Source organism: Ureibacillus thermosphaericus (assembly GCF_012396605.1).
Taxonomy (GTDB): domain Bacteria; phylum Bacillota; class Bacilli; order Bacillales_A; family Planococcaceae; genus Ureibacillus; species Ureibacillus thermosphaericus.
Genome location: NZ_JAAXPW010000020.1, coordinates 1 through 26,530, shown reverse-complemented (window position 1 = coordinate 26,530; position 26,530 = coordinate 1). Strand labels below are relative to the sequence as shown.

25 protein-coding genes and 1 pseudogene are annotated in these 26,530 nt (G+C 33.9%); 20 read left to right on the top strand and 6 right to left on the bottom strand.

The features are described from left to right. The first annotated feature begins 256 nt into the window (after window positions 1-256). From HF990_RS09165 to HF990_RS09155, 3 genes are read left to right on the top strand one after another with little or no spacing between them, the layout of a single operon-like run. Complete coding sequence (locus HF990_RS09165) at window positions 257-1,090, top strand: ParA family protein (RefSeq protein WP_168412456.1); 834 nt, start codon at window positions 257-259, stop codon at window positions 1,088-1,090. After that, a complete protein-coding gene (locus HF990_RS09160; RefSeq protein ID WP_168412455.1) occupies window positions 1,091-1,657 on the top strand; it encodes a hypothetical protein in 567 nt (188 codons plus the stop codon). Between the two features lie 3 nt (window positions 1,658-1,660). After that, window positions 1,661-2,434: a hypothetical protein gene (locus tag HF990_RS09155; RefSeq protein WP_168412454.1), complete on the top strand. Its 774-nt coding sequence runs from the start codon at window positions 1,661-1,663 to the stop codon at window positions 2,432-2,434. A gap of 186 nt (window positions 2,435-2,620) precedes the next feature. Here the strand turns inward: HF990_RS09155 and HF990_RS09150 are convergent, their stop codons facing one another. Next, on the bottom strand, window positions 2,621-4,207 hold the full coding sequence (locus HF990_RS09150; protein ID WP_168412453.1) for a recombinase family protein: 1,587 nt from the start codon (window positions 4,205-4,207) through the stop codon (window positions 2,621-2,623). Between the two features lie 21 nt (window positions 4,208-4,228). After that, window positions 4,229-4,432 carry a hypothetical protein gene (locus HF990_RS09145; RefSeq protein ID WP_016837553.1) on the bottom strand — a complete coding sequence of 68 codons (204 nt, stop codon included), beginning with the start codon at window positions 4,430-4,432 and terminating at the stop codon, window positions 4,229-4,231. Between the two features lie 1,067 nt (window positions 4,433-5,499). Here HF990_RS09145 and HF990_RS09140 point away from each other — a divergent pair. The 5 genes and pseudogenes from HF990_RS09140 (at window position 5,500) to HF990_RS09120 (ending at window position 9,012) form a co-directional block, all read left to right on the top strand. After that, window positions 5,500-6,207, top strand: a complete 708-nt coding sequence (locus HF990_RS09140) for a YpjP family protein (protein WP_016837552.1) — start codon at window positions 5,500-5,502, stop codon at window positions 6,205-6,207. A gap of 2 nt (window positions 6,208-6,209) precedes the next feature. Further along, a complete protein-coding gene (locus tag HF990_RS09135) occupies window positions 6,210-6,779 on the top strand; it encodes a hypothetical protein (protein WP_016837551.1) in 570 nt (189 codons plus the stop codon). 218 nt (window positions 6,780-6,997) lie between these two features. Further along, a pseudogene (locus HF990_RS09130) lies at window positions 6,998-7,462 on the top strand (ABC transporter substrate-binding protein); the annotation flags it as partial. Between the two features lies 1 nt (window position 7,463). After that, the gene (locus HF990_RS09125) at window positions 7,464-8,228 is read left to right on the top strand and encodes an ABC transporter ATP-binding protein (RefSeq protein ID WP_168412452.1); all 765 of its coding nucleotides are present in this window, start codon (window positions 7,464-7,466) and stop codon (window positions 8,226-8,228) included. Next, complete coding sequence (locus HF990_RS09120; RefSeq protein ID WP_016837547.1) at window positions 8,218-9,012, top strand: ABC transporter permease; 795 nt, start codon at window positions 8,218-8,220, stop codon at window positions 9,010-9,012. The genes HF990_RS09125 and HF990_RS09120 overlap by 11 nt, the downstream gene beginning before the upstream one ends. A 97-nt stretch (window positions 9,013-9,109) precedes the next feature. On the opposite strand, the gene HF990_RS09115 is transcribed toward HF990_RS09120, so the two are convergent. Both HF990_RS09115 and HF990_RS09110 read right to left on the bottom strand, forming a co-directional pair. Beyond that, window positions 9,110-9,313, bottom strand: coding sequence for a YlaI family protein (locus tag HF990_RS09115; protein WP_016837546.1), 204 nt, complete (start codon window positions 9,311-9,313; stop codon window positions 9,110-9,112). Between the two features lie 10 nt (window positions 9,314-9,323). Continuing rightward, the gene (locus tag HF990_RS09110; protein ID WP_016837545.1) at window positions 9,324-9,824 is read right to left on the bottom strand and encodes a molybdopterin-binding protein; all 501 of its coding nucleotides are present in this window, start codon (window positions 9,822-9,824) and stop codon (window positions 9,324-9,326) included. Between the two features lie 178 nt (window positions 9,825-10,002). On the opposite strand from HF990_RS09110, the gene HF990_RS09105 reads away from it, so the two are divergent. From HF990_RS09105 to pyc, 3 genes are read left to right on the top strand one after another with little or no spacing between them, the layout of a single operon-like run. Next, window positions 10,003-10,290: a YlaN family protein gene (locus HF990_RS09105; RefSeq protein WP_016837544.1), complete on the top strand. Its 288-nt coding sequence runs from the start codon at window positions 10,003-10,005 to the stop codon at window positions 10,288-10,290. 54 nt (window positions 10,291-10,344) lie between these two features. Next, complete coding sequence (locus HF990_RS09100; protein ID WP_016837543.1) at window positions 10,345-11,532, top strand: FtsW/RodA/SpoVE family cell cycle protein; 1,188 nt, start codon at window positions 10,345-10,347, stop codon at window positions 11,530-11,532. Continuing rightward, window positions 11,529-14,966, top strand: coding sequence for a pyruvate carboxylase (gene pyc / locus HF990_RS09095; protein ID WP_016837542.1), 3,438 nt, complete (start codon window positions 11,529-11,531; stop codon window positions 14,964-14,966). Before HF990_RS09100 ends, pyc begins: the two co-directional genes overlap by 4 nt. 226 nt (window positions 14,967-15,192) lie before the next feature. On the opposite strand, the gene HF990_RS09090 is transcribed toward pyc, so the two are convergent. Then, window positions 15,193-16,122: a COX15/CtaA family protein gene (locus HF990_RS09090; RefSeq protein WP_016837541.1), complete on the bottom strand. Its 930-nt coding sequence runs from the start codon at window positions 16,120-16,122 to the stop codon at window positions 15,193-15,195. Between the two features lie 806 nt (window positions 16,123-16,928). Here HF990_RS09090 and coxB point away from each other — a divergent pair. From coxB to HF990_RS09060, 6 genes are all read left to right on the top strand, one after another. Then, window positions 16,929-18,005, top strand: coding sequence for a cytochrome c oxidase subunit II (gene coxB, locus HF990_RS09085; RefSeq protein WP_016837540.1), 1,077 nt, complete (start codon window positions 16,929-16,931; stop codon window positions 18,003-18,005). Window positions 18,006-18,050: 45 nt separating this feature from the next. Beyond that, on the top strand, window positions 18,051-19,943 hold the full coding sequence (locus tag HF990_RS09080; RefSeq protein WP_016837539.1) for a cytochrome c oxidase subunit I: 1,893 nt from the start codon (window positions 18,051-18,053) through the stop codon (window positions 19,941-19,943). After that, window positions 19,940-20,566: a cytochrome (ubi)quinol oxidase subunit III gene (locus tag HF990_RS09075; protein ID WP_026019003.1), complete on the top strand. Its 627-nt coding sequence runs from the start codon at window positions 19,940-19,942 to the stop codon at window positions 20,564-20,566. Before HF990_RS09080 ends, HF990_RS09075 begins: the two co-directional genes overlap by 4 nt. A 1-nt stretch (window position 20,567) precedes the next feature. Next, the gene (locus HF990_RS09070; RefSeq protein WP_016837537.1) at window positions 20,568-20,909 is read left to right on the top strand and encodes a cytochrome C oxidase subunit IV family protein; all 342 of its coding nucleotides are present in this window, start codon (window positions 20,568-20,570) and stop codon (window positions 20,907-20,909) included. Between the two features lie 174 nt (window positions 20,910-21,083). Then, window positions 21,084-22,016 carry a cytochrome c oxidase assembly factor CtaG gene (ctaG, locus tag HF990_RS09065; RefSeq protein ID WP_016837536.1) on the top strand — a complete coding sequence of 311 codons (933 nt, stop codon included), beginning with the start codon at window positions 21,084-21,086 and terminating at the stop codon, window positions 22,014-22,016. A 19-nt stretch (window positions 22,017-22,035) separates the two neighbouring features. Further along, window positions 22,036-22,497, top strand: a complete 462-nt coding sequence (locus tag HF990_RS09060; RefSeq protein WP_016837535.1) for a DUF420 domain-containing protein — start codon at window positions 22,036-22,038, stop codon at window positions 22,495-22,497. A gap of 114 nt (window positions 22,498-22,611) precedes the next feature. On the opposite strand, the gene HF990_RS09055 is transcribed toward HF990_RS09060, so the two are convergent. Then, a complete protein-coding gene (locus HF990_RS09055; protein WP_016837534.1) occupies window positions 22,612-22,974 on the bottom strand; it encodes a YugN family protein in 363 nt (120 codons plus the stop codon). Window positions 22,975-23,119: 145 nt separating this feature from the next. Between HF990_RS09055 and HF990_RS09050 the strand changes: the two genes are divergently transcribed. The 3 genes from HF990_RS09050 (at window position 23,120) to HF990_RS09040 (ending at window position 26,340) form a co-directional block, all read left to right on the top strand. Then, the gene (locus HF990_RS09050) at window positions 23,120-24,169 is read left to right on the top strand and encodes a CAP domain-containing protein (RefSeq protein ID WP_016837533.1); all 1,050 of its coding nucleotides are present in this window, start codon (window positions 23,120-23,122) and stop codon (window positions 24,167-24,169) included. 142 nt (window positions 24,170-24,311) lie between these two features. Continuing rightward, window positions 24,312-25,805: a UDP-N-acetylmuramoyl-L-alanyl-D-glutamate--2,6-diaminopimelate ligase gene (locus tag HF990_RS09045; protein ID WP_168412451.1), complete on the top strand. Its 1,494-nt coding sequence runs from the start codon at window positions 24,312-24,314 to the stop codon at window positions 25,803-25,805. Window positions 25,806-25,896: 91 nt separating this feature from the next. Next, window positions 25,897-26,340 (top strand): YlbF family regulator, encoded by a 444-nt coding sequence (locus HF990_RS09040; RefSeq protein ID WP_016837531.1) that lies wholly within the window; start codon window positions 25,897-25,899, stop codon window positions 26,338-26,340. Window positions 26,341-26,530 lie beyond the last annotated feature (190 nt).

Genomic DNA, 26,530 nt, shown 5'->3' with positions numbered 1-26,530 from the left:
TTATTGTCTTTTTTATATGTTACCCTAACTGGATCGAAGCTATCAAAGATTGAGGTGAATTAATTATTTTCGCAGTAAAGAAATTAAGATGTTGATGTAAAGAAGTATCTTTGGTACTAATCGAAATGATGATTTACATTATAGAAAATTAAATTTGGAAATGTATCCTTTTATAAAAATCTATACCATATATAGAAATAAAAAACCAATAACGTTAAAATATAACATATATTTATTATGAATGGAGGTAATTTTAATGAGTAAAATAATTACATTTATCAATATGAAAGGGGGAGTAGGAAAAACTACACTGTCTGTTAATATATGCTATACTATGGCTAAATTGTATGATAAGAAAGTCCTTCTTATCGATATGGATCCTCAGATGAATGCAACACAGTATATACTTAATGATGAACAAGTTAGAACAATACTTAATAATTCAAGAAATTCTATATGTGGTATTTTATCTTCATCGGAACTTCTTCCTAGTGTAGTCCAAGGGTCATCTGAAAATGAAACATATACATATATTTATCAAGTATATAATAATTTTGATATTATACCTTCCCATTTACACTTAATGAGTCTCAATTTAAATGAACGACCATTAAGATTAAAACAGTTTATAAAAGATACAAAATTAAATGAAAAATATGATGTAATAATATTAGATTGTCCCCCTACAATATCCGGTTATACAAGATTATCTTTATTAAGTTCGGATGGATATGTTGTGCCAATGAAGACAGATTATCTTTCATTTTTCGGTTTACCTTTATTAGAAAATTATATTAGTTCTTTGAAAAAAGATTTCGAAAAGGAACTGGAATTTATCGGTATTATACTAACAATGGTAAGAGAAAATTGGAATATTTATGGGGATGTCAAATCTTTAATTAAACATAATATGGAATGGAATAGAAAATTATTTAATTCGGAATTAAAAGCAAAAACTGTAATAGAAAAGGCGCTTTCACCAGAGAATAAGAAGAAAAATAAAAGTTATATTATTGAATTGGGGGATAATGAGATTGAACAGCAAATGATTAATATAACTCAAGAATTTATGAGAAAGGCGAGGATTTAAATGCGTGAAGAAACAAAAGGTGTTATTTATATGGCTTTAGATATTCTTGAGTCTATTAAAACAAATTCCTCAGAATCTGATATTAAGAATTTTATTAGCATAGACTCGGATATATACAGTGAAGTTAAGGAAGAAATCTACCAATTATTATCTGGAAAGAATATAGAAAAAATATCAAACAATAATAAAAATAGAAATGAGAAGGAAGAGCTTATAGGTTTACTTCCTATCGTTTTAATAGATAAAGAAAAATTTCCAAGTAATTTCGACATAATAAAGTTAGCAGAATATTCTTTGTCTATTAAAGGACTTAGTAAAAGAAAAAGAAGTAGAAATGAGTTAATAGGAATTATTGTAAGCGAATTAGCTGAAAAAGAGGATAAAGAATTAGATTTGTTTTTGAAATTGTGGAGAAAGTTTATGGATGAAAGTAATAATTCTCTTGATAAGAATAAAAATACAAAAATTAATTTAACTATATCTAGTAACTTAGAAAATACTAATAATAAAGAAACTAATTTTGTGGATGTTTGGTTAGAATTCTTTAATAATAACAAGGAGAAATAAAATATGTTTGCAGAAGAACATCTAAATAGAGAAAGAGAAAAGATTGGAAATTATTTTAAATCAAAGTATAATATAAGTTTTGAGGAATTAACATTTTTTAATAATTATTCCAATTCCCTTTTAAGATGTACTGTATCATTAAAGATTTGGAGTGAAAAATTAGAAGTAAAAAAAGTTGTTTCTCATGAATCTTTACAATATCTAAAAGAAACAACTTCAAATTTTACTCAAGTCTTAACTCTTGGTATTTTAGGATTTAAAAGTCCAACGTATTCAATGATCAGGAGATCTCTGGAAAATATAATTAGTTTTTATTATTATAAAGATCATCCTATTGAATTTATAAAAAAAATGTTAGTACCAAATTTTAAAAATTTATCAATAAATGAGATGGGAGATTATATAAAACAATATCCCTTTAAGTATTTTTACGGAGATAGTATTGAAATTGAAACTAATATTAACGAATTTGTTTCTCAAATTATGGGTTTATGGAAGACTGAATATCAAAATCTCTCAAAATTTGTTCATGGTTCAACCGAAGAATATTTAGATCAAAGTAGTTTTATTGAAGAGATAATACCAAATAATGAAATACTAAAAAATGTTGAAAAACATGTAAATAAATTCTGTAGTATTGTCAATACTTTAAATATTTTGTTTTTCTTTGATTTATACAAAACGGAATTTAGTGAGGAAGAAAAACAATTTATTAGACAATCGATAACTCAAAGTGGTTATAAAATAAGTATTCAAGAAATTTTTGGTGAAATTTAATGCTAATGATAAATATAATTTAATAAGCCACTATTATACAATAGTGGCTATATTACTTAGTTTAATATATATGTTGTTTTTTTGGATATGTTTGTTATTATGATAGATTGATAATTTATTCAGTAGTCCGAATTGCCAGTTAACCTAGCGCTATATAAAGTTTTTCAATTTTTCAATCAGAACATTCTAATCAAATCTCCCCTCAAAATAATCCGACAACCAGATGTTCAGTTCAATTTCAATTTCATTTTTCCCTAAGTAAACTTTATTGATTACTCTTGAGAGCATGGCTTTTTTTAGATGTTCGTCTGCTTCGTTGAATTTTTGCTCCCAATTTTCTAATTTGTTAGCCAAGTAATTGACGTCTGAATAATTCTCGCGCTCTTTTACTAATTCTTTATTTAGCGTTTGAATTTGAGCCGATTTTTCCTCTATCTGTTTTTCTAATTCAGTAATCACGTCAGATAATTGTTCAGGAGTAAAAGTGCTTTCACCAAGTAGTGCTTTCCCAATTTCAAGTTTTAATCGATTATGTTGCTTTTCTAAATCGGAAAGCTCCTTCTTTAAATTTTGAATATTACGCTCCTTTATCCTAAGTAATTCAGATTTCATATTCTTACTTGAATCAAGGAAGGATTGTAATTCGAAATGTGATAAGATTACTTTTATTTTATTAAGAATGAGCGTATCGTATTTTTTTCCGCCCCAAATGTTTTGTTCGTGATTGCAATGTAAACTTCCTTTGTTTAAAGGGCATCGATATCGATAAATGACATTTTTATAAGTTCCATTTTTTCTTTTTGATGTCCTATAAAGATAGTTAGTGGTTAATTTAGAACTACAATATTTACAATAGGCTAACCCTGAAAATAAGAGTTTTCCGGATCTTGGAATGCCTGTTTTATCTTGTTTTTTAATACAACTGCGTCTTGTATTTCTTATTTGTTCGGCTTGATAATAAAGCTCTTCCGAAATGATTTGTAGCTTGTTGTTAAATGGCTGAGTGCCGCCAGTAGCAGTTTTATATCGTTTTCGTCCAATGTAAATTGGATTTTCTAATATTCTCTTTATAGTGCTTATGACAAACTCTTTTCCATCCCTTGTTCGAAACCCATGTGCATTTAAATAATCTGTAATTTTTCGATAACCCATTAGTTTATTCACATATAAATGATAAATTAACTTAATCATTTGTGATTCTACTTCATCCGGTACTAGTTCTTTAATTCGACGATCTTTATACTTCCAATGTTGTTGATTGGTTTCAATAATTTTGTATCCAAGGGGTGCAGTTCCACCTTGAAAATATCCTTGTTCGCTCAGCTGCTTTTTTGCTTCTTTAACCCTTATGGATGTTTTTTGGCTTTCACCATCTGACTGCCAAAAGCTAATGTAATTGAGGAGCTTATCAACATGAGATTCAATTTTTCTTTGTCCTTCTTTAACAGACCAGACCTCAATACCGTTCTGAATTAAAAAATTGACCATGACAGGTGTTTCATCTTCTCGCCTGCCTAAACGATCGAACATGAACACTAATAATACGTCGAATTCTTTATTTAATGCGCCTTCTTTAAGTATTGCCATTTCATCGCGTTCATTTAATGATTTTTTCCAACCAGATACACCTTTTTCGTACAATTCATTTGTGATGGTCCAATCGGGTTTGTTTTTTACGAATTCGTAGCAAGCATTTTTTTGCATGGGAATGTCTTCATCTGCACTGACTTGTTGTTTTTTCGACACCCGATAAAGACACCAAACCCGCTTCATTTCCACACACCCGTTTCACTATTATATAAGCTCTAAGAAAAAGGTTTTTAATGCATTTTTGGCATATGTTCTTTTTTCGGGGTTTTTCGTAAATTTTAAATGAATTTTCACTTCGTTGTCTGAAATATCCGTTAAATAATCAAATTGCCCATATGATTTGTGTAGATATTTTACTCCGCCAATGTCAATTTCACCCAATGATTGTGAGAGAGTTCTATCCTTCAATAATATCCCTCCGATTTTGTAGGGTGTTAAATTGTATTCACTTTGAATTGATTATATTAGTCATTTTCCTAAGCGAAAATGTCGAAAAAACTCGACTAATTCCACCGGGTTTAAATTTTTTTTAAAGGAAACCCCATTGAAATGACATACACATATGTGTAATTTTCTATGGGGTTCAATCATTTTATGTTACCAATTTGGTGTTGTATGAGAATGTTTGTTCTCTACTGAGGGTGACTCTATTCTTATAAAGGTATTTTTATAAATTGGTTGCTATCGACCTCAAGCGGTAATCATAATACAGGTTCTTATGGAACTAAAGTATCATTTAGGTTTTTTACATATATTGGTATGAATTGAGTTGATTAATTATAATCAATTCGTACATAAGCATTCATATTTAGCGACTTGCTTTTCTAATACTGAAATGAACTTCATTAGGTGCAAGAAAACGAATTTATGGAAGCATCGGTTTTTTGACACCTGATGAATATAAAAGATTAGTCTAGTAGCAGTGCAATCTTTGAGATATAAAATACTAACCCTTCGCATTTTTTTGGACAACAGATATGAGTTTAATTTCCCTACGTCCCAAATAGAATGACAATTGATCTTTTAACTTTGACAATCTCTTTGAATAAGTTACCTCTCACTGATAATTCTAATTTCTTATTGTCTTTTTTAGAACATTTATGTAGTTACTTTATTAGAAGCAGTTTATTGAACTTACAACAGGACAGGGAAATTATTTCACAAGAAAGGCCTATTTTTAAGGTATTTACATCAATTTCTCCAAGTCTTTTATTAAATTACTTCGTGATAATGTGTTGTAAATTTATGTAATATTATTACTAGTTTTGTCGAATTCATTTATAAAAATTTCTATTTATGTAAAAATTTGTTATATAGGAGGTGGAATGACTTGGAAAAATAGATTTACTACATAATTAACGTTACTTTCTTATTATAATTCTCAGCGACACAGATTCTGCCAGTGTTTTAGAATTGTAGCAAGAAGAAAAAATAATCTCTCTAATAATTAATTGAAGAAAGGATACGATGGAAAAATGAAGAATATTATTAAATTAATCTCTGTTGCTTTGATTTTCTCACTAATAGTAACAACTACTCCAATTTTTAGTTTTGCTAAGGAAAATGAAATTGAAAAATTGCAACAAAAATGGCATATATCTGATGAAGATTTAGAAAAGAGTCTAGAACTAATCTCAAACAACAAAGAGCTATTTATGGAGATTGTTGATCAAGAAGAATTAGATTCTTATAATATTGAAGATGAAAATACCGCTTTACTACTATATTTTTTAAATACAGATCAAATTAATAACAATGTAAATGCTAGAACCTTATCTTCAAATGATGCTATTATTCAACCTACTATTTGGGGTAGTTTGGTCCGTGTACTAGTAAGTCAAGCTGTTAAGAAAAAAATGGGAAAAAAAATTCAAGAACGTATAGGAGATGAAGTAGAAAAAAAAGTAATCCCAAAATTCCAAGATGCTGCTGAAAACGCTACAAAAAAATATGGTTATAAAGGCCACAAAGGTCCTGAATATGATAATGGACAAATTAATCAAGGTGAACATATACTTTCTATACAAGATGATAAGGGGGATTTTATCCGTTTCCATGTTAATATAAACCCTAGTAGAAATACTACAACATGGCATTGGCATCTTCGAGATGATAATTTTAATGAACATTACGGTCAGATACAACTTCAACATAACAGTTTACCGAAATGGGGTTCTGAATAAATTTGGAAAAAATATTATTAGCTACTTATGGTTGCGGATTAGATTATTATGTTATTAACAATTTAGTCAAAGATAAATTAAGTGCGTTTGAAATTGAAAGGTATGGTATTCCTGAAGAGGATATTCCTAAAACTTTAGATTGTGATGATGGAAGAAAAATATTATTTCGTTATGAAGCTTATGATGTGAATAGGGAGAATAATAGAAAGCTCGAAGATTTTTATTTTCACCTATATCATATAAGCGAAGAACAATTAAAAGATTTTGAAGATTCACTTTCTATCTCTGTTAAAGGCAAACATATTCGTTGTCCAATTAACGCTAGGGGCCATATTGAAGTGGAAATAAATCATATTGAATTTTCTGCTCGATCTCTAGTTACAATTGATAGAAAAACAATCGTCTATTTAATAGATGAAGAAGCAGAAGGCAATGCATTGATTCGTTCTCAACTACAGCTGTTACCTCCTGAGTTACATTCCTTAGAATTAGATTATGGAATAAGTTATGAAAAGCGAAAATTAGAAGTAAGAGATTGGATACAGAAAATTTATAATTTGGTAAATCTATGACTTTCGATGTTCTAAATAATTTAATTATTTAAAAAACCATTCAGGTAACTGACTTATTGAACTTTCCTCCACTGCTAGCATAGCTAATAGGGGATGGTTCAATAAGGAGGTTCTCGTGTAAAATCCACTTTCGTTCCCCAATTAGTAAAAACGCTATGAAATATTACTTGCTTCATTTTTACTTTCTCCTTCATTTTCAGTAATGTCTTTTGTTCCCCCATGCCTTTGCATCCGGTACTGGTGAATTCGTACAGCTATTCGAACCGACAGCAAGTGTGTTTGAAAAAGAAGGGATTGGCCATGTAGTTGCATCCTTTGGTACAGAATCCGGCCATGTGCCATATACGGTGTTTATGGCGAAAGAAAGCTACTTAAAGAAAAATCCGGAAGTGGCAGAGAAATTTACAAGAGCTATTAAAAAAGCACAAGACTATGTATATGAAGCACCTGCAGAAGAGGTGGCAAAAGCGATTCAGCCATTCTTTGAAGATACGGACATTGAATTGATTGCACAAGTTGTAGAACGTTATCGCCAGCAAGAATCCTATGCCAAAGATCCAATTTTAGATGAAGAAGAGTGGAATAACTTGCAAGACATTATGGATGAAGCAGGGGAACTTCCGATGCGCATGGATTATTCGAAACTAGTAGATACAACTTTCGCAGAGAAGGTTTCGAAGTAATATGAGCTTCTTAGTTGTAGAACATGTCAGCCATACGTATTTTTCAAAGGATGCGGCAACGGAAGCGTTACGGGATATTCATTTAACGATAGAAGAAGGAGAGTTTGTTTCCTTTATTGGTCCGAGTGGTTGTGGAAAAACAACATTGTTATCCATAATAGCAGGATTATTTCAACCGACCTATGGAAACGTGTTCATAGAAAATCAGCAAGTGTATGGAAATAAAGAGTTATCCATTGGCTATATGCTTCAGCAAGATTATTTATTTCCTTGGAAGACGATTGAAGAGAATATTACACTCGGATTAAAACTACTAAACAAACATGTTGATATGAGCATTGCATCGAAATTATTGCAAGATGTTGGGTTACCGCCAGTGGAGAAAAAATATCCGAGAGAACTATCTGGTGGAATGAGACAGAGGGTGGCGCTAGCCAGGACGCTTGCGGTAGATCCGAAAATTTTGCTATTAGATGAACCTTTTTCTGCACTGGATTATCAGTCAAAATTAAAGCTTGAGGATCTCGTTTCAAAAATGTTAAAGCAATATAATAAAACGGCCATTCTTGTTACGCACGATATAGGTGAAGCTATAGCTATGAGTGACCGTATCTATCTATTTTCCGCAAGACCCGGTAAAATTCATAAAGTGTTTGATATACCTGAAGAAATTAGAACGTTACCTCCATTTGAAGCTCGCAGTCATTCAAGCTACTCCCCATTATTCCAACAAATATGGAAGGAGCTTGAACATCTTGAACATTAAAGAACTTCATTTACAATATAAAAAACGGTTAGCAAAGGAAAAACGGTGGATCAAGTTTTACCAGCTCTTCATTTTAGTAGGATTTTTTGTACTTTGGGAGATGGCTTCTTCTAAACGCTGGATTGATCCGCTCATATTTAGTGCACCTTCCAGAATATTTAAGTTGTTAACGAATATGGTATCAGACGGTACGATATTTATTCACATAAACTATACTTTATTTGAAACGGTTCTTGGGTTTATTCTTGGAACGTTGATCGGAACAATTTTAGCGGCCATACTTTGGTGGTTCCCAACTGTTTCAAAAATTTTAGATCCTTATCTCGTCGTTTTAAATTCCATGCCAAAAGTGGCACTCGGACCTATATTAATTGTAGCGCTTGGTCCAGGAATGACTTCCATCATCACGATGGGAGCAATCATTTCAGTTATCATTTCAACCATTGTAATCTACACATCTTTTCGAAATGTGGATGCCAATTACTTAAAAGTATTGCAAACATTTAATGCAACCAAATGGCAAATGTTTAAGGAAGCGATTTTACCAGCTTCTTTCCCAACGATCATTTCTACATTAAAAGTAAACGTTGGCCTTTCTTGGGTAGGGGTTATTGTTGGGGAGTTCCTTGTTTCTTCCCGAGGACTTGGATATTTAATTATTTACGGATTCCAAGTGTTTAATTTCAATCTCGTGTTAATGTCGTTGCTCATTATCGCGATTTTTGCAACACTCATGTATCAATTGGTTGAAATGTTAGAGAAAAGATTAATTAAAAATGAATAACAGCAACAGGGAATCACTGTTTCTTGATAAAGAATGACCTATTATGAAAATAGAGTAAATTTCATAATAGGTCATATGTTGTTTAATTGGATATTTTTTATAATTCTTCATCAATGCTGGATGAGCTGCGGAAAAATCGAAATTTTCCAGTTGCTAATCGCTCAAGGGTTTTCGTTGTAATGCGATCATTGCATGTTTCACACATATATGTGTGTATTGGTCGATTTCTTAATTTTTTAGCCAATGGTGAGTCGTCTTCCAGTTCGTGGATGGTATCACAAAGTACACATTGGACACGCATACACTCAATCCTATTCCACTCGGATAGCGGAAATATTTTTGATAGGATTGTCCACGTTTGAACCATCTCCAAAAATTAAATGAACAGGTCCATCCTCTGTTAGCGGCTTACCATCTTGGCTATATTTAAAAATAAATTTGTATGCTTCTTCAATTGGAAAAGCATGTTCCGAACCATCTTTGCATTCAAATACAATTGTAGTTGCATCTTTTTCAATTTCAGCGTGATTTAAAAAATATTTAATTTCCATTCCGAATGTACCAGTTTTCATACCTTGGCGGTCAAATTTTCTTTCAGTTTTTAATGTAGGAGGGAATGTTGCACCTTCCATGATTTCACGGGACCAGTGTTTTCCCATGTTAAATAAGTATTTTAAATCTTCATCTTCTTCTTGTTTCGGATTGGTGAAATAAGATTTTAAATCAATTCTGCGATCATCAAAAATCCATACGGATGGATCTAATGTTAATTTATACTTGACTTTACCTTTAATTGGAATGATGCTTTCCATTTTTAAATATCCCCCTTAACTATTTTACATATATCAGTATACAGCTAGATTCTATCTTAATAAAGAAATAATCATTTATCACGGTTCTACCTATTGTTTGCTACTTGCATTTTTATGTGCTAAAAGCTAAACTTTATAAAGATAGAATAGAAGAAATCACATTAATGGGGGCGTCCTCATGGAGAAAAAAACACAAGCTTCCTTCCAAGAAAAAGCTTTAGAATTGTTATTGGAAGATGCAGATAAAATAGCTCGTTTAATTAAAGTGCAAATGGACCATTTAACGATGCCACAGTGTCCTTTGTATGAAGAAGTGTTGGATACACAAATGTTTGGCTTATCCCGTGAAATCGATTTCGCCGTAAAGTTGGGATTGATTGAACGTGAACAAGGCAGGAAGATTTTGGATACATTAGAAAAGGAATTGTCCTTGTTACATGAAGCATATACAAACACAAACAAGTAACAGAAGACTCAAATCGATTTGATTTGAGTTTTTTTTCTAAAAGAGGTCTTTACTATGAGAAAATATATTTCATACTATATTAGAAATTTTGATTATCCATTATTTTTCGTATATGTGTTCCTATGTTTATTTGGACTTGTCATGATTTATAGTTCCAGTATGATGGTAGCTATTGTCAACGGTAAAGAACCGGATTATTATTATAAAAAACAATTATTTAATTTAGTGGTTGCATTTTTTACCTTTGTTCTCGGTGCTTTTTTCCCGTATAAACATTATAGTAGGAAAAAAATTATGATGTTTATGGTTGGCTTAATTATCACTTTAATGTTTTGGCTATTGCTATTTGGTACGGGTGAAGCCGAGACGGGATCAAGAAGTTGGATTAATTTATTTGGAATTATGTCATTCCAACCTTCAGAACTCGCAAAACTGATAATCATACTGTATTTTGCCGGTGCCTTTTATAACAAAAGTTTAAAAACACCGATGGTAGACTTACACCCAAACCATATTATTTATCCCATTATAGTATGGATTGCGATTATCTTTTTTGTGGCAAATGAAACTGACATTGGAGCTGTGCTTATTATTTCTGGCATCGCTATAGCAGTTGTTGCCGCAAGTGGAATTCGCATACGAACCTTTTTTAAATTTTTTGCGGAATTAGCACTTTTTGGTGGAGCCATTATTGGAATTTTAGCGTTATTTAAAAGGGATTCAATTTTTACAGAAAATCGAATTGGGAGAATTAAAGCTTTTTTAAATCCATTTGAGTATGAGCAAGGTTCAGGCCTTCAAGTCATTCGAGGCTATATGGCGATTGGTTCTGGTGGATTAGAAGGTGTAGGTCTTGGTCAATCCGTACAAAAACTGGGGTATTTACCGGAACCGCAAACTGATTTTATAATGGCTGTAATTGCGGAAGAATTGGGTTTGTTAGGCGTTATTATTGTACTTGGTGGTTTAGGATTTATCGTATTTAAAGGAATTTTGATTGCTTTGCTTACGAAAGATCCTTTAGCAAGAATGATATCAGCGGGCATTGCTAGCTGGATTGCCATCCAAACCTTTACTAATCTAGGTGGTTTATCGGGACTAATTCCATTAACTGGGGTAACGTTGCCATTCATTAGTTACGGTGGATCATCTATATTGGTTCTATCTTTCGCAATGGGCATATTAATCAATGTTTCTATGTATGAGAAACTAGAAAAAAGAAAACTTAGGGGGACACAATGAGAAAAATTCGTAAATTATTAGTGGCAAACAGAGGGGAAATTGCAATTCGTGTTTTACGAGCTTGCAATGAATTAGACATTAAGACAGTTGCGATTTATTCTCAAGAGGATCGTGCTTCACACCATCGTTATAAAGCTGATGAAGCCTATATCGTTGGTGTTGGGAAAGGTCCAATCGATGCTTATTTAGATATTGAAGGCATCATTGAAATCGCAAAAGAATCAGGAGCAGACGCCATCCATCCAGGTTATGGCTTTTTAGCTGAAAATGTTGAATTTGCGAAACGCTGTGAAGAAGAAGGTATTATTTTCATCGGTCCAAATTCTAGACATTTAGAAATTTTTGGAGATAAAGTGAAAGCAAGGGAACAAGCAATTCTTGCGGGAATTCCAGTTATTCCTGGTAGCGATGGCCCTGTTTCATCCTTTGAGGAATTAGAGCGCTTTGCAGATGATGTAGGTTATCCAGTGATGATTAAAGCGGCGCTTGGCGGTGGCGGTCGAGGAATGCGATTGGTGCATTCAAAAGACGAATTACAGAGTGCCTATGAAAGGGCAAAATCAGAAGCAAAGGCTGCTTTTGGTTCCGATGAAGTATACGTGGAAAAAGCGATTATTAAACCGAAACATATAGAAGTGCAAATTTTAGGGGACAAAACAGGCAATATCGTTCATTTATATGAGCGTGATTGTTCTATTCAGCGTCGTCATCAAAAAGTAGTAGAGATTGCGCCATCGATTTCGCTTTCAGAATATTTGAGAAACTCCATTTGTGAAGCTGCAGTTAAGTTGATGAAAAACGTTGAATACGTGAATGCTGGAACAGTAGAATTTTTAGTTTCCGGTGACGACTTCTATTTCATCGAAGTGAATCCGCGTATTCAAGTAGAACATACGATCACTGAAATGATTACGGGCATTGATATTGTTCATGCGCAAATTAAAATTGCAGAAGGGTACAATCTTCATTCCAAAGAAATCGGAATCCCTGAACAAAGTGAAATTCCTTTATTTGGACATGCGATTCAATCTCGCGTTACAACAGAAGATCCAGCAAATAATTTTATGCCGGATACAGGAAAAATCATGGTTTATCGTTCAAGCGGTGGATTCGGGGTGCGCTTAGATGCAGGCAACGGATTCCAAGGAGCTGTTGTAACCCCTTATTACGATTCTTTGCTTGTCAAAATTTCCACTTGGGGTAGAACATTTAAAGAAGCTGCTGCGAAAATGGATCGAAACTTGCGTGAATTCCGAATTCGTGGTGTAAAAACGAACATTCCATTTTTAACAAATGTTGTTTTACATGAGAAGTTTTTATCTGGTGATTTTGATACAAGTTTTATTGATTCAACCCCTGAATTATTTAACTTTGCTACACGCAAAGACCGCGGTACAAAGTTATTGAGATATATCGGGGATGTAACATTAAATGGCTTCCCTGGAATTGAGAAAAAGAAGAAACCGATTTTTGTCAAACCGACAAAACCGAAATTGGATATTAAAAACACTGAGATACCACGGGGAACAAAACAACTTTTAGACGAACAAGGTCCAGAGGGGGTTGTTCGTTGGATTAAGGAGCAACAAGATGTATTGTTAACGGATACAACATTCCGTGATGCTCACCAGTCGCTCTTAGCAACCCGAGTTCGCAGCCAAGATATGTATCAAATTGCAGATTATAATGCTCGCATGTTGCATAATTTCTTCTCATTAGAACTTTGGGGTGGCGCAACATTTGACGTGAGTTACCGCTTCTTAAAAGAAGATCCATGGGAAAGACTTGTGAAACTCCGTGAACAAATTCCGAATATATTATTCCAAATGTTGTTCCGTGGTGCTAATGCGGTAGGTTATACAAACTATCCAGATAACTTAATTCGCGAATTTATTAAAGAAGCTGCAAATGCAGGAATTGACGTATTCCGAATTTTCGATAGCTTAAACTGGATTAAAGGTATGGAAATTGCCATCGATGAAGTTCGAAACACAGGCAAAATCGCAGAAGCTGCGATCTGTTATACTGGCGATATTTTAGATCCAACTCGTTCGAAATATACAATTCAATACTATAAAGAAATGTCGAAGGAATTGGAGCGAGCTGGAGCACATATTTTAGCCATCAAAGATATGGCGGGATTATTGAAGCCAGAAGCTGCTTATGTGCTTATTTCTGAACTAAAAGAAGCTGTAGACTTGCCAATCCATTTGCATACTCATGACACGAGCGGCAATGGAATTTACACATATGCAAAAGCTATTGAAGCGGGTGTTGATATTGTTGATACGGCATTAAGTTCCATGGCAGGTTTAACATCTCAGCCTAGTGCAAATACACTTTATTATGCCATGAGCGGCTCAAATCGACAAGTACGTGCGGATATCGATTCTCTTGAGCAATTATCCTATTATTGGCAAGATGTTCGAGAGTTTTATCGAGATTTTGAGAGCGGCATGAAAAGCCCGCATTCAGAAATTTATGTTCATGAAATGCCTGGTGGTCAGTATAGTAACCTACAGCAACAAGCGAAAGCAGTTGGCCTTGCTGATCGCTGGGATGAAGTGAAAAAGATGTACTCTCGTGTTAACTTATTATTTGGCGACATCGTTAAAGTAACGCCATCATCTAAAGTTGTTGGCGACATGGCATTATTCATGGTTCAAAATGATTTAAATGAGGAAAACATTTTAGAAAAAGGAAAAACGATTGATTTCCCTGATTCTGTAGTTGAATTTTTCCAAGGATATTTAGGTCAGCCTCACGGTGGTTTCCCTGAAGAACTACAAAAAGTAATATTAAAAGATCGAAAACCGATTACAGTTCGACCTGGTGAATTATTAGAACCAGTTGATTTTGACAAATTGAAAGAAGAACTGGAGAAAAAAGTTAACAAATCGTTAACGAAAAAAGATGTTATCTCCTATGCACTTTATCCAAAAGTAGTTGAAGATTACTTTAAAGCTGTTGAAAAATATGGCAACCTTTCTGCTTTAGATACGCCTTCATTCCTATATGGTTTAAGAATCGGAGAGGAAATTGAAGTAGAAATTGAAAAAGGAAAAACACTTATTATTAAATTAGTATCGATTGGTGAAGCAGAACACGATGGAACGAGAGTTATTTACTTCGAATTTAACGGTCAACCTCGTGAAGTCGTAGTTGAAGATTTAACGGTTGAAGCAGATGGAACAATTGCTATTAAGGCAGATCCGAATAATCCGAATCAAATTGGTGCAACAATGCCTGGAACGGTATTAAAAGTTCTTGTATCAAATGGTAGTCGTGTAAAACGTGGAGATCATTTATTAATTACAGAAGCAATGAAGATGGAAACGACTGTACAAGCACCTAACGATGGGGTTATAAAAGAAATTTACGCGAAACCAGGCGATGCCATTTCAACTGGTGACTTATTAATTGAACTTGAATAATGTAAGAATATGAAATTTCATAAATGGAGCGAATTTAGAAAGCGATATGTTTTCTAATTCGCTCATTTTTTTTTAATATTTGGTTGATAAATTCTCTAGAGCGTAAGAAATATAGTAGTATAGCAATTATTGCTTGGGGAATATCTTTAAGGATTTGAAGATTCGATTCAATAGTAATGAAATAAAAATGGATTGCCTCTCATTAAGAGAACAATCCACATGAAAATTATCTTTTATTTTCGTTATAAGAACTACGGGCAACTAATAAAATCATATAACATAACAGTCCGAACAATAGTGTAATAAACAATGAATGCAGTAAGGACACGACTAAATTTAATTGAGTCAAGATAATGAACATGCCTGCAATAATTTGCAAAGCAACAAGAATAAACGCGATAATCCAGCCCCAATAAATAACCCGTTGATCTTTATAATGTTTAAAGGCATGAATCATAATATATAAAATCCAAATGAAAATTAATAATGCGGCTAAACGATGCCCCATGTGCACCCATTCATACATTTTGCTAGGTAAACTAAATGGTTTATCGTTATAGCAAAACGGCCAACTAGGGCATGTTAAACTTGATCCTGTATGTCTAACTAGCGCTCCGGTATATATTACTATGTATGAATAAAGGGTAACACCAATGGTATGCCACTTTAATTTTCTACGAATAATAACCCGATCAGCATCAAATTTCTGATCGACTTCGAAAACAATCATTGCGAGCAACATTACGGCTGCAAAGGAAATAAGGGAAATACCAAAGTGCAGGGCTAAAATAAAATCGCCTTGTCCCCAAAGTACTTGGGCAGCACCAATTAATGCTTGCAATACAAGGAAAAAGATTGCTAGAAATCCTAAAAATTTAACTTCCTTAACGTGACTGAGAGATCTCCATGTCCAAAAAACTAATATTAAAACTAGGATGGAGACTGCCCCGGTAACAAAGCGATGGGAAAACTCAATCAACACTTCAGTAGTAATTTCTTTCGGAATCAATGATCCGTTACAATCTGGCCAATTTCGACCACAGCCTAAACCGCTATCCGTTTTTGTTACGAGAGCTCCCCCTAATAGAATAAGCAACATACCAAGGGTAGTAGCTACTGCAACCCATTTTAATATCCAATAATACCTGTGTTGCATTAATTGACACCTACTTTTATACTCTGTAAAAATTGCATGAAAAAAGCTATGCTTTTATGATGATAGCGAATTCATACAAAAAAGACAACTTCAAAGAATTCGCACGAAATAATTGATATGAAATTTCACAAACTGTTCACAGAAATGTGAAAAAGATTTCACAAAAATACTATTAATTGATAGTTCCTTATAATATGCTTTGTAGTAAAGTAGAAATTAAGGTCATTGAACTTGGTGTTTCACACAAAATTCACCTTATAATCTAGAAATTTGGCACAAAGTTCGATATAGTAGAATTTAGTAAGTAAAGCTTACAATTTTGAAAGGAAAAAAAGGAGGGAAATAATAGCGGGCTGAAATTTTGAGGCATTGAATTTTCTTGCCAATATAATGATCGTCATAGTAAACTCAGAGCTAGTGAAAATGGAGCTCATGGGGAAACTGTGTTTTCATTAGGACATGTATGTAATAAATGCATGGAGTTATATTTAAATTTTTATTTTAAAAAAATGTCATTCATCTAATGAAAATTGTATGTTAATATGGTTATTGTTTCATTTTTATGTATAAACTGCTAAATAGCGGTTTTTGCACTTATTAAGCACCATTATTAGATTAAGTACTGTTTATACTAAGTATATGTTGTATTAGTTTGATTGATGATATGAATTACAGTAAAAATTTCACTCATTAATTAACAGTTTTATACCATCAGGGATTCTTTCTTCAATAAAGAATTCAAATAGATAGAGCCATAATGTCCTGTTAGACAAGACAATCAAAAGAAAGAGGGGTTTAATTAAGCTATGAAGAAAGGGCTTAAAAAATGGTCTCTTTTCCCGTTATTAGCAGCATTTGCTATTATTTTATCGGGCTGTGGTGAAGAGTATATTTCAACACTTCGACCATCTGGTGCTGTCGGAAAAGAGCAATTTAATCTACTATTACTAGCTACAAGCATCATGACGTTAGTAGTTATAGTAGTTTCAGTTCTTTATTTACTTACTTTCGCGAAATTCCGTCGCTCTAAACTCGGCGAAGATTACATGCCAAAACAAGTGGAAGGTAGCCACACTTTAGAAGTAATTTGGACAGTTATCCCAATTATTCTTTTATTAATTTTATCTGTTCCAACTATTTTGGCTACTTATAAATTTGCCGATGTATCTGCTATGGATGAAGTGGATGAGGAAGGTAATCCAACTGCGCTAACAGTAAATGTTACTGCAAAATTATATTGGTGGGAATTTGAATATCCTGAATATGGTATTGTCACTGCTCAAGAACTAGTTGTTCCAACAAATGAAAAGGTTTACTTCAACTTAAAAGCAGCTGACGTTAAACACTCATTCTGGATTCCTGCAATCGGCGGAAAAATCGATACTAACGTTGAAAACGTAAATAAATTCTATCTAGTATTCGATAAAGAATCTGCAGGCTTAAATGGTGGAGAAGGTGTATGGTACGGAAAATGTGCTGAACTTTGCGGTCCTTCTCACGCATTAATGGATTTCAAAGTAAAATCATTAAATCGTCAAGACTTTGATGCTTGGGTAGCTGCTATGCAAGCTACAGAAGGTCAAACAGCTTCTACTGATTCAACAGATTTAGGTGAAGCAGTATTTGCTCAAAACTGCTTAGGTTGTCACGCAGTTTCTGCAGTTAGCCCTGCTGGAGCAATGGGTCCAAACTTAACAACATTTGGTGATCGCAACCGTGTTGCAGGTATCTTAGAGCATACAAAAGAGAATGTAGAAGCATGGATTAAAAATCCTGAAAAATATAAACCAGGCAACTTAATGACTGACATGTATAAAGAATTAACTGATGAGGAAGTAAGTGCTGTAGCTGATTACTTAATGAGCTTATCAGTTGAAAAATAATCATTTAAAAGATATAGATAGAGATTAATTAAGGAGGTTAAAGTTGTGAGCTCAGTAGCAGTCACAAAGAAAAAGGGCGTGGGTGCGGTTATTTGGGACTATTTAACAACTGTTGACCATAAAAAACTTGCGGTATTGTACCTATTCTCTGGGCTATTATTCTTTGCTATCGCAGGTTTTGAAGCGCTTTTAATGCGTATTCAACTAATGTTTCCAAATAGCGACTTTATTTCTGCCGGTACTTTCAATGAGTTATTAACAATGCACGGTACAACAATGCTCTTTTTAGCAGCAACACCACTATTATTCGGCTTTATGAACATGGTTGTACCTTTACAAATTGGTGCTCGTGACGTAGCATTCCCATTCCTGAACTCATTAGGATTTTGGTTATTCTTCTTAGGTGCTACATTCTTGCACTTATCATTCTTTATGGGTGGAGCACCTGATGCTGGTTGGACTTCATATGCATCATTATCTTTATATTCACCTGGACATGGTATTGACTTCTATGTATTAGGTTTACAGATTTCTGGTGCAGGTACATTAATTTCTGGTATTAACTTCATTGTTACTATTATCACTATGCGTGCACCAGGTATGACATTTATGCGTATGCCTTTATTTACTTGGACATCGCTAATCTCTAGTACATTAATTTTATTCGCATTCCCTCCACTTACTGTAGGGTTATTCTTGATGTTAGTTGACCGTATGTTCGATGCAAACTTCTTCGATCATACAATGGGTGGTAATACGATTATTTGGGAGCACTTATTCTGGATTTTCGGTCACCCTGAAGTGTATATCTTAGTTTTACCAGCATTCGGATTATTCTCTGAAATTATTCCGGTATTTGCTCGTAAACGTTTATTTGGATACTCTTCAATGGTATTCGCGACAATCTTAATCGGTTTCTTAGGATTCATGGTTTGGGCTCACCACATGTTTACAACTGGTCTTGGTGCAACAGCTAACGCTATTTTCGCAGTTGCAACAATGGCGATTGCTGTTCCTACAGGTATGAAAGTATTTAACTGGATTCTGACAATTTGGGGCGGTTCTATTAAAGTTACTGTACCAATGATTTACGCTTTAGGATTTATCCCATCTTTCGTTGCTGGTGGGGTAACAGGTGTAATGCAGGCAACTGCACCACTTGACTATCAATTACACGATTCATACTTTATCGTTGCACACTTCCACTACGTAATCGTTGGTGGTATCGTAACGGCAATCTTTGCATCATTCCACTTCTATTGGCCGTTATTCTTCAACCGTGCAATGAGCGAAAAATTAGGTTATTGGACATTCTGGATTTTCTTTATCGGATTCCATTTAACATTCTTTGTACAGCACTTCCTTGGATTAATGGGTATGCCACGCCGCGTATTCACTTACATGGAAGGTCAAGGTTGGGATTTATTCAACTTCATTTCATCCATCGGTGCGATTATGATGGCAATTGGTGTAGTGTTAATGGTTCTAAACATGTTGTTATCAATTAAATCTGAACCATTAAACTGCCGCGACTACTGGGGAGATGGACGTTCTTTAGAATGGGCATTAAAAACTCCTATTCCATTCTATAACTTTAAACAAACTCCACTTGTTCGTGGATTTGACCCATATTGGATTGAAAAACAAGAAGGAAATCCTGAAGGCATGACATATGCAGAGCCACTTGGCGATGTTCATATGCCAAATAACTCAATTTTACCGCTTATTATGTCAATCGGATTATTCGTCGCTGCATTTGGTGCATTATATCATCCAGATGGAGAATCTTGGTCAGTACCAGTAATGGTAATTGGACTTGGTATTACTGTACTTGCAATGATTGTTCGTTCAGTAAAAGATGATTTAGGATATCACTTACATGCAGAAGAAATTATTGAAATTGAAAATGAGCTTTATGGAAAAGGGGGAAATAAATAATGTTAAATACTAAATTCACCCCTCAAACTTGGCCAGAACACCCAGAACAAGCAACACATGAAGGTAAAAATAAGTACGTAGGTATTTGGATTTTCATTTGTAGCGATATTGTGTTATTCGCAAGTTTATTTGCAACATACATTTCTTTGAGAAACAAAGGTCCAGCAGGTATGCAGTTCACATCTCAAGAACTATTTGAATTACCATTGGCCTTTGTGATGACGATGTTCCTTTTAACATCATCATTAACTTCTGTATATGCGATGTATCATTTGAAAAACTATAATTTCAAAGGGGTTCAACTTTGGACTGGAGTAACAGTTCTTCTTGGACTTGGCTTCCTTGCCCTTGAAATTTATGAGTTCTATCACTATGTACACATTGGTTTTGGTTATACTCAATCTGCGTTCTCTTCAGCATTCTTTACACTTGTAGGAACGCACGGTCTTCACGTAATTATCGGATTAGTTTGGATGATCTGCTTAATCGTCCGTAATGCTAGTCGTGGTCTGAATCTATACAACGCACCTAAATACTTTGTAGCGTCCATTTATTGGCACTTTATTGACGTTGTTTGGGTATTCATCTTTACGGTAGTATACCTCATGGGGGTGTTAGGATAATATGAGTCACGATACTGAGATTCAAGGTAGAAGCCAGTCCCAATACGAATTTGATCGCAGAAAAAGCGCAGTACAAATGCGCAAGCAAGTTATTAATTTTGCGATTATGATTTTCTTAACATTCGTTGCATTTGCAACAGTTGTTGCTGACTTTGCACCAACTTTTATTAAACCAGTGATCTTACTATTAGCTGGTATTCAAGTTGTATTACAACTATATTCCTTCATGCATATGGATGATAAACATGCACCTTTTATCGGTGTAATCTCCACTTTTGTATGGGTAGGAGCTGTCATTGCATTCACATTCTTCTTGGCATTTAACACAATTATTTGGTGGTAATGAAAATGGCTGTCTAGAATTTCTAGGCAGCCATTCTTACATATATTTACTTTTGAAAAATATCATATTTTCTTCAAAAAGATGGCCTTTTTATTACATTTCGTATAGTGAAATAATGATATAATGTCAATAGAACTTTGCTATTTTTACTACTTGGTTTTAAGGAGCGATAATATGCCTTTAAGTATATTTGGGTTTCAAGCTTTGTGGAGCCCATATATGATTGGGACATTGATTTTTTTAGTCATTGTCTATTTTCTCATTACAATTCGTTGGAGAAGTGATTTTAAAGAGAGTGAACCATTGAAGAAACGAGAGGCGATTTACTTTGTTTTAGGAATCGTGCTTTTATATGTAATAAAAGGATCGCCGATTGATTTAATGTCGAATATAACGTTTACAATGCATATGGTTCAAATGGCCTTTTATTTGCTATTACTACCAATATTGATTATTAAAGGAATTCCATGGTGGGTTTGGAAAGTCGTAGTTGAGTTTCCGGTAGTCAATAAACTAATTAAAGTGTTTACAAATCCGATCGTTTCGGTACTGGGTTTTGCATTAACTTTCTCTGTATATCATATTCCTTTAGTATTTGACTACATTAAAATTGATGAAACTTTACATGGTTTAGCTAGTCTTGTATTGTTTTTATCTGCCTTTTTTATGTACTGGCCACTTGTGAATGAAGTGCCAGGGCAACCGAAATTAAAAGGGTTGTACAAGATTGGATATATAATTGCTACAGCTGTTGTAATAACTCCTGCTTGTGCATTAATTATTTTTACAAAAGATCCTGTCTATGCAACATATACTGATGGAGAAGCATGGTTAAGAGCAATGGCTCTATGTGTGCCGGATCAAACTCTAGCTAGCATAAGTACAACAGTTCAACTATCTGGTCCAGAATTGTTTACGAATTTATCACCAATTCGTGACCAACAATTGGGCGGAGTACTTATGAAAATTATCCAAGAAATAATTTTAGGAATTTTGCTGTATTTTGTATTCATCGACTGGTGGAGAGATGAACACAAAATTAGTGAAGAAGAAATTACTGCAAAAGCATATAGTGAGTTTCAAGCGAAAAAAAGAAATCAATATTAAGAATAGGAGTTTGTAAAGAATGGGCGTACCAATTTTACCAACTATCAGCACAGCCTTCATCGTTATAAGTGCAATTTTAGTTGCAATTGGATGGGGGTTAATCATTAAAGGAAAAAAAGAAGCACATAAAAAAGTAATGTTGGCAGCTGGTGTTAGTGCATTAATATTCTTTATTATTTATGCTAGTCGAACTATCTTTATTGGTAATACGTCTTTTGGTGGACCAGAAGAGTTAAAAATATATTATACATTCTTCTTATTTTTCCATATCCTATTAGCTACAGTAGGAGCTGTTTTTGGTATTGTTAGCATTGTGACAGGATTAAGGGAAAAGTATCGCACTCATAATCGACTTGGACCGATTACGAGTATTATATGGTTCTTTACTGCCATTACAGGCGTTATTGTCTATTTACTTCTATATGTTATTTATGAAGGCGGAGAAACTACTTCTGTCATTAAAGCAATATTTGGATTTTAATAGGAGCTAATTTAATAGCTCCTTTTTTTATTTCTATTTTTTAAGTAAAATTTGAAGCAAAAATAAAAAGAGGCTATTCAGCTGCCTCTTTTGTAAAATGAATATATGAGTGCATTAAGCGATGCCTAATTCGGCTAAATCTTTTTTCACATTTTCTAAAATCGTTTCACATTTTTTTACTAAATGAGTTGGGAATACTTCATCATCACCGTATTCTACGCCATGTGGATAATAATATTTACCAAGTGCGGGTTTTAAGATTTTTAAAGTTGCGCTGTTATTTCCACAGTCACCTGAAATTGCAGTGCAGAATACGCGTAGATAATAACGGCCTTCTTTTACATCGAAACGTTTGTCAAATGTCATACGATCATAGTCCCATGTGCCATGGCATTGTAAACCGTTTTTTTCCATAATATCAACAAGTACTGCTTGTTCAACTATTATATCTTCAAGTGTTTTGTTTTCGAAATACATGAATGTTCCTCCTTTAGTTACATCGCACAAAATTTAACGCATAATTTTATAATAGTGCAATTTCTCAAGAGTTGCAATGACAACATTGTGTCATACATGATTAATTTAGTATAATTAAACCATTATAGAAAAGGATATGAATTGTATGAAAACTCTCTTTCGAATATTAATTGTCCTTTTTTCTTTAGCTATTGTGTATTATTATACATCAGATTCAACTAGTGAATTAAAACCTTTAGAAGGACCAAATTTGAAATCTACTGTCATTCCAAAAACAGAAATTCCAGATGGGTTTGAAGATGCTTTACCAAGACCGGAAGCGGGGGTCTCTACATACATAAATCAAGAAAGTAATATATTATTGAAAGAGTTTGGTGAACCGAATCGCATCGACCAAAGCGCCTATGGTTATGAATGGTGGATTTATAATCATGATAGTAATTCCTTTGCCATGTTTGGTGTTGATCACGGGAAAATTACTCAAGTATACATAGCTGGTGAAAATATGGATGCCACTCCTTATAAAATTGGCCAAACCCTTGATGAAATTTATCGAATGACGATAGTTAATCCGGAGATATCAGTCAAAATAGGGGAAAATATTTACATCTTTTCATTGACAGAATACGATATGCACACTCGGATTTTAGTAAAATTTGACGGTGTTTTTGCTCAATTATATATTGACCAATTCACTGATACTTTAATTGGAATTCGATTTATTAACAGCGAAACCCTTATTAAACATCGGCCATATGAGATGACTTTTGTAGGGGATCTCATTCCAACGCTTAATTTAAATTCTTATGTGTTACAACAAAGCAATGAAGGCTATTCGAGACAATTGTTTGATATTGTAAATGTTTTTCGTAAAAAAGAACGTGTGACTGCTTTACAATGGGATGTTGATGCAAGTATCGTTGCAATGGAACATAGTGAAGAAATGTATATGGAAAATTATTTATCACATGATTCTCCGAAATTCGGTTCTTTAAAAGATCGTTTAGAATCTCATTCTGTTTCATATAATGAAGCTGGCGAAAACTTGGCAACTGCATATTACGATGCCATTGAAGCTGCCCACGGTTGGTTCAATTCGGAAGACCATCGTCAATTAATTTTGAATGATGATTTCACTCATGTAGGATCAGGCGTTTTCATTAATTATTATACTCAAATCTTTCTTAATAAATAATGAGCCGTTATATAAAAGTTCACCATATCCCACAGGGATAATGGCGCTTTTTTTTAAAAGGGGATACGGGATTATTGTTGACCCTTTTCTGACAGTGTCACATTAGCGACCTAGGCATATGATAGGGAAAAGGAGTGACACAGTGCAATTAGCAGAATTATTGAAAGATTGGCCATGTACGGTAAAAGGCGGTTCCATCCGTGTAGAAGTAAATGGCGTTGAAGACTATGCACAACATGTAAAACCCGGTGATTTATTTGTTGTACGAAAAGGAAGAAAATTTGATGGATATCAGTATATTGATTTGGCTGTAAAAAATGGAGCAGTTGGAGTTGTCATTGAAGATGAAACACAACTTGATCAATTAAAGTTATCCGTTCCACTTATTTGGGTACCAAACTGTTTAAAATTCATGTCATTTAGTGCTGCAAAAATTTATCGATTTCCAGCAGAAGCGATGCAAGTGATTGCCATTACAGGGACGAATGGAAAAACGACTGTGAGCCATTTTATTGGTCAATTATTACAAGCACTACATAAAAAAGTAATGGTAATTGGAACGAATGGAGTTTTTATAAACGGTGAAGAATTACAAATAGAATATGAAGCATTAACAACGCTACAACCAAAACATTTACACAAAATATTGCAATACGCAGTACGCAATAAAGTTCAATATGTCGTACTTGAAGCATCTTCCATGGGGTTATCTACTCATCGACTAGATGATTGTGATATTGATATTGGCGTATTTTTAAATTTAGCGGAAGATCATATTGAAGATCACGGTTCTTACGAGAAGTATAAACAATCAAAACAAATTTTGGCTCAACTAGCAGATAAATTAGTACTAAATGGTGATGATTCATTTTGTCGCACAGTAGGCTTACAATCGAAAAAGAAAAAAACTTATTTTGGTCTTGGAAATCGTGTAAATTATCAATTGCAACTATTAGCAGAGGGAAATCATCATTCCACTTGCTGTTTACAGAGCGATAAAGGTCAAAAAGTATTTACTTTGCCATTCGTAGGAGAACATCAATTGCAAAATGCTATTGCAGCAATTACGACAGTAAGCGAATTAGGCTTTTCTATCGAAAATATTTGTGAAGCGGCAGAGCAGTTGCGATTGCCTAAAGGTCGGCTTGAGTCCATTCCAAACCATTTAAATTTGTCTATTTATATCGATTATGCCCATACAGAAGCAGCACTTAGAGCAATATTGAAAACATTAAGAAAAACTGCCAAAGGTGATTTAATATTAGTCTTTAGTTGTGGTGGAGATCGAGATAAACATAAACGAATTAAAATGGGAGCAGTAGCTACAAAGTATGCAGATATGATTTATTTAACAACAGACAATCCAAGAAGTGAAGATCCTGCATATATTAATTCTCAAATTGCAGCTGGTTTTATATCCACTCAAAAATATGAAATGATTTTAGATCGGGCAGAAGCTATAGAGAAGGCGATTTTATCTGCAAAAGAAGGAGATACGATTGTTATTGCAGGTAAAGGCCATGAAACGACACAAACGTTTAAAGATAAGGAGATTTATTTTTCCGATTATGAGTGTGTGCAATCTGTATTAGCTAAATCGTTAAAAAATAAAGTGGATGATTGCCAGTCTCAATAATTTCAAAATGAAGGTCAAGAAAACAAGTATTGCAAATTTAAACTTTGTTCAAATTTTGCTATGATAGATGTACAGATTGGAGGAATAAATGATGATGATGACATCAGAATGGGCCTTCATTTTAGATGAAGCGGATGCGTTAAGCTCAATGATTCTCAGTTCTGAGCCCGTACGCAATTATCAACAAGCTCATCATGCTGTATATAGTGATAGAGTATTAGTTGAAAAAATTGCCGCATTTAATCGAATGAAAGTGCAGTACGAGGATGTACAACGCTTTGGCAAATATCATCCCGATTATCATACAATTATGAAAGAAATCAGGAAGTTGAAGAGAGAGCTGGATCTTGATGAAAAAGTAGCGAATTTAAAGCTTGCGGAAAATGAGCTGCAAGATATGCTGGATGAAATAAGTCTTATTATCGGAAAGTCTGTTTCTGAAGCGGTTAAAGTTCCAGTTAGCAACCCATTTTTTGAAACATCTTGCAGTTCAGGCGGATGCGGATCAGGTGGAAGTTGCTCCTGTTCAGCTTGATTTCGTGTGATATATTTAGTTTATAAATGAACGGCTTAAGTTATTAATGCTTAAGCCGTTTTTTATGTGCGCCCGGCATGTACATGAACTATAGGGTGTAAGTCCCGAACCCCGAAGACAGAAGTAGAGGTTAGCCAAGAGCAAGGGTGTCCGTGGTGACGCGGAATCTGAAGGAAGCTGGAGGCAAAAC

Excerpts from the sequence above, each read along its gene's own strand:
- HF990_RS09125 (WP_168412452.1), top strand. The coding sequence starts at position 7,464 with ATGAGCTTCTTAGTTGTAGAACATGTCAGCCATACGTATTTTTCAAAG.
- HF990_RS09105 (WP_016837544.1), top strand. The coding sequence starts at position 10,003 with ATGGAGAAAAAAACACAAGCTTCCTTCCAAGAAAAAGCTTTAGAATTG.
- HF990_RS09155 (WP_168412454.1), top strand. The coding sequence starts at position 1,661 with ATGTTTGCAGAAGAACATCTAAATAGAGAAAGAGAAAAGATTGGAAAT.
- HF990_RS09090 (WP_016837541.1), bottom strand. The coding sequence starts at position 16,122 with ATGCAACACAGGTATTATTGGATATTAAAATGGGTTGCAGTAGCTACT.
- HF990_RS09165 (WP_168412456.1), top strand. The coding sequence starts at position 257 with ATGAGTAAAATAATTACATTTATCAATATGAAAGGGGGAGTAGGAAAA.
- HF990_RS09040 (WP_016837531.1), top strand. The coding sequence starts at position 25,897 with ATGATGATGACATCAGAATGGGCCTTCATTTTAGATGAAGCGGATGCG.
- HF990_RS09110 (WP_016837545.1), bottom strand. The coding sequence starts at position 9,824 with ATGGAAAGCATCATTCCAATTAAAGGTAAAGTCAAGTATAAATTAACA.
- HF990_RS09055 (WP_016837534.1), bottom strand. The coding sequence starts at position 22,974 with ATGTATTTCGAAAACAAAACACTTGAAGATATAATAGTTGAACAAGCA.
- HF990_RS09050 (WP_016837533.1), top strand. The coding sequence starts at position 23,120 with ATGAAAACTCTCTTTCGAATATTAATTGTCCTTTTTTCTTTAGCTATT.
- HF990_RS09150 (WP_168412453.1), bottom strand. The coding sequence starts at position 4,207 with ATGAAGCGGGTTTGGTGTCTTTATCGGGTGTCGAAAAAACAACAAGTC.
- HF990_RS09140 (WP_016837552.1), top strand. The coding sequence starts at position 5,500 with ATGAAGAATATTATTAAATTAATCTCTGTTGCTTTGATTTTCTCACTA.
- HF990_RS09100 (WP_016837543.1), top strand. The coding sequence starts at position 10,345 with ATGAGAAAATATATTTCATACTATATTAGAAATTTTGATTATCCATTA.
- ctaG (WP_016837536.1), top strand. The coding sequence starts at position 21,084 with ATGCCTTTAAGTATATTTGGGTTTCAAGCTTTGTGGAGCCCATATATG.
- HF990_RS09060 (WP_016837535.1), top strand. The coding sequence starts at position 22,036 with ATGGGCGTACCAATTTTACCAACTATCAGCACAGCCTTCATCGTTATA.
- coxB (WP_016837540.1), top strand. The coding sequence starts at position 16,929 with ATGAAGAAAGGGCTTAAAAAATGGTCTCTTTTCCCGTTATTAGCAGCA.
- pyc (WP_016837542.1), top strand. The coding sequence starts at position 11,529 with ATGAGAAAAATTCGTAAATTATTAGTGGCAAACAGAGGGGAAATTGCA.
- HF990_RS09070 (WP_016837537.1), top strand. The coding sequence starts at position 20,568 with ATGAGTCACGATACTGAGATTCAAGGTAGAAGCCAGTCCCAATACGAA.
- HF990_RS09160 (WP_168412455.1), top strand. The coding sequence starts at position 1,091 with ATGCGTGAAGAAACAAAAGGTGTTATTTATATGGCTTTAGATATTCTT.
- HF990_RS09115 (WP_016837546.1), bottom strand. The coding sequence starts at position 9,313 with ATGCGTGTCCAATGTGTACTTTGTGATACCATCCACGAACTGGAAGAC.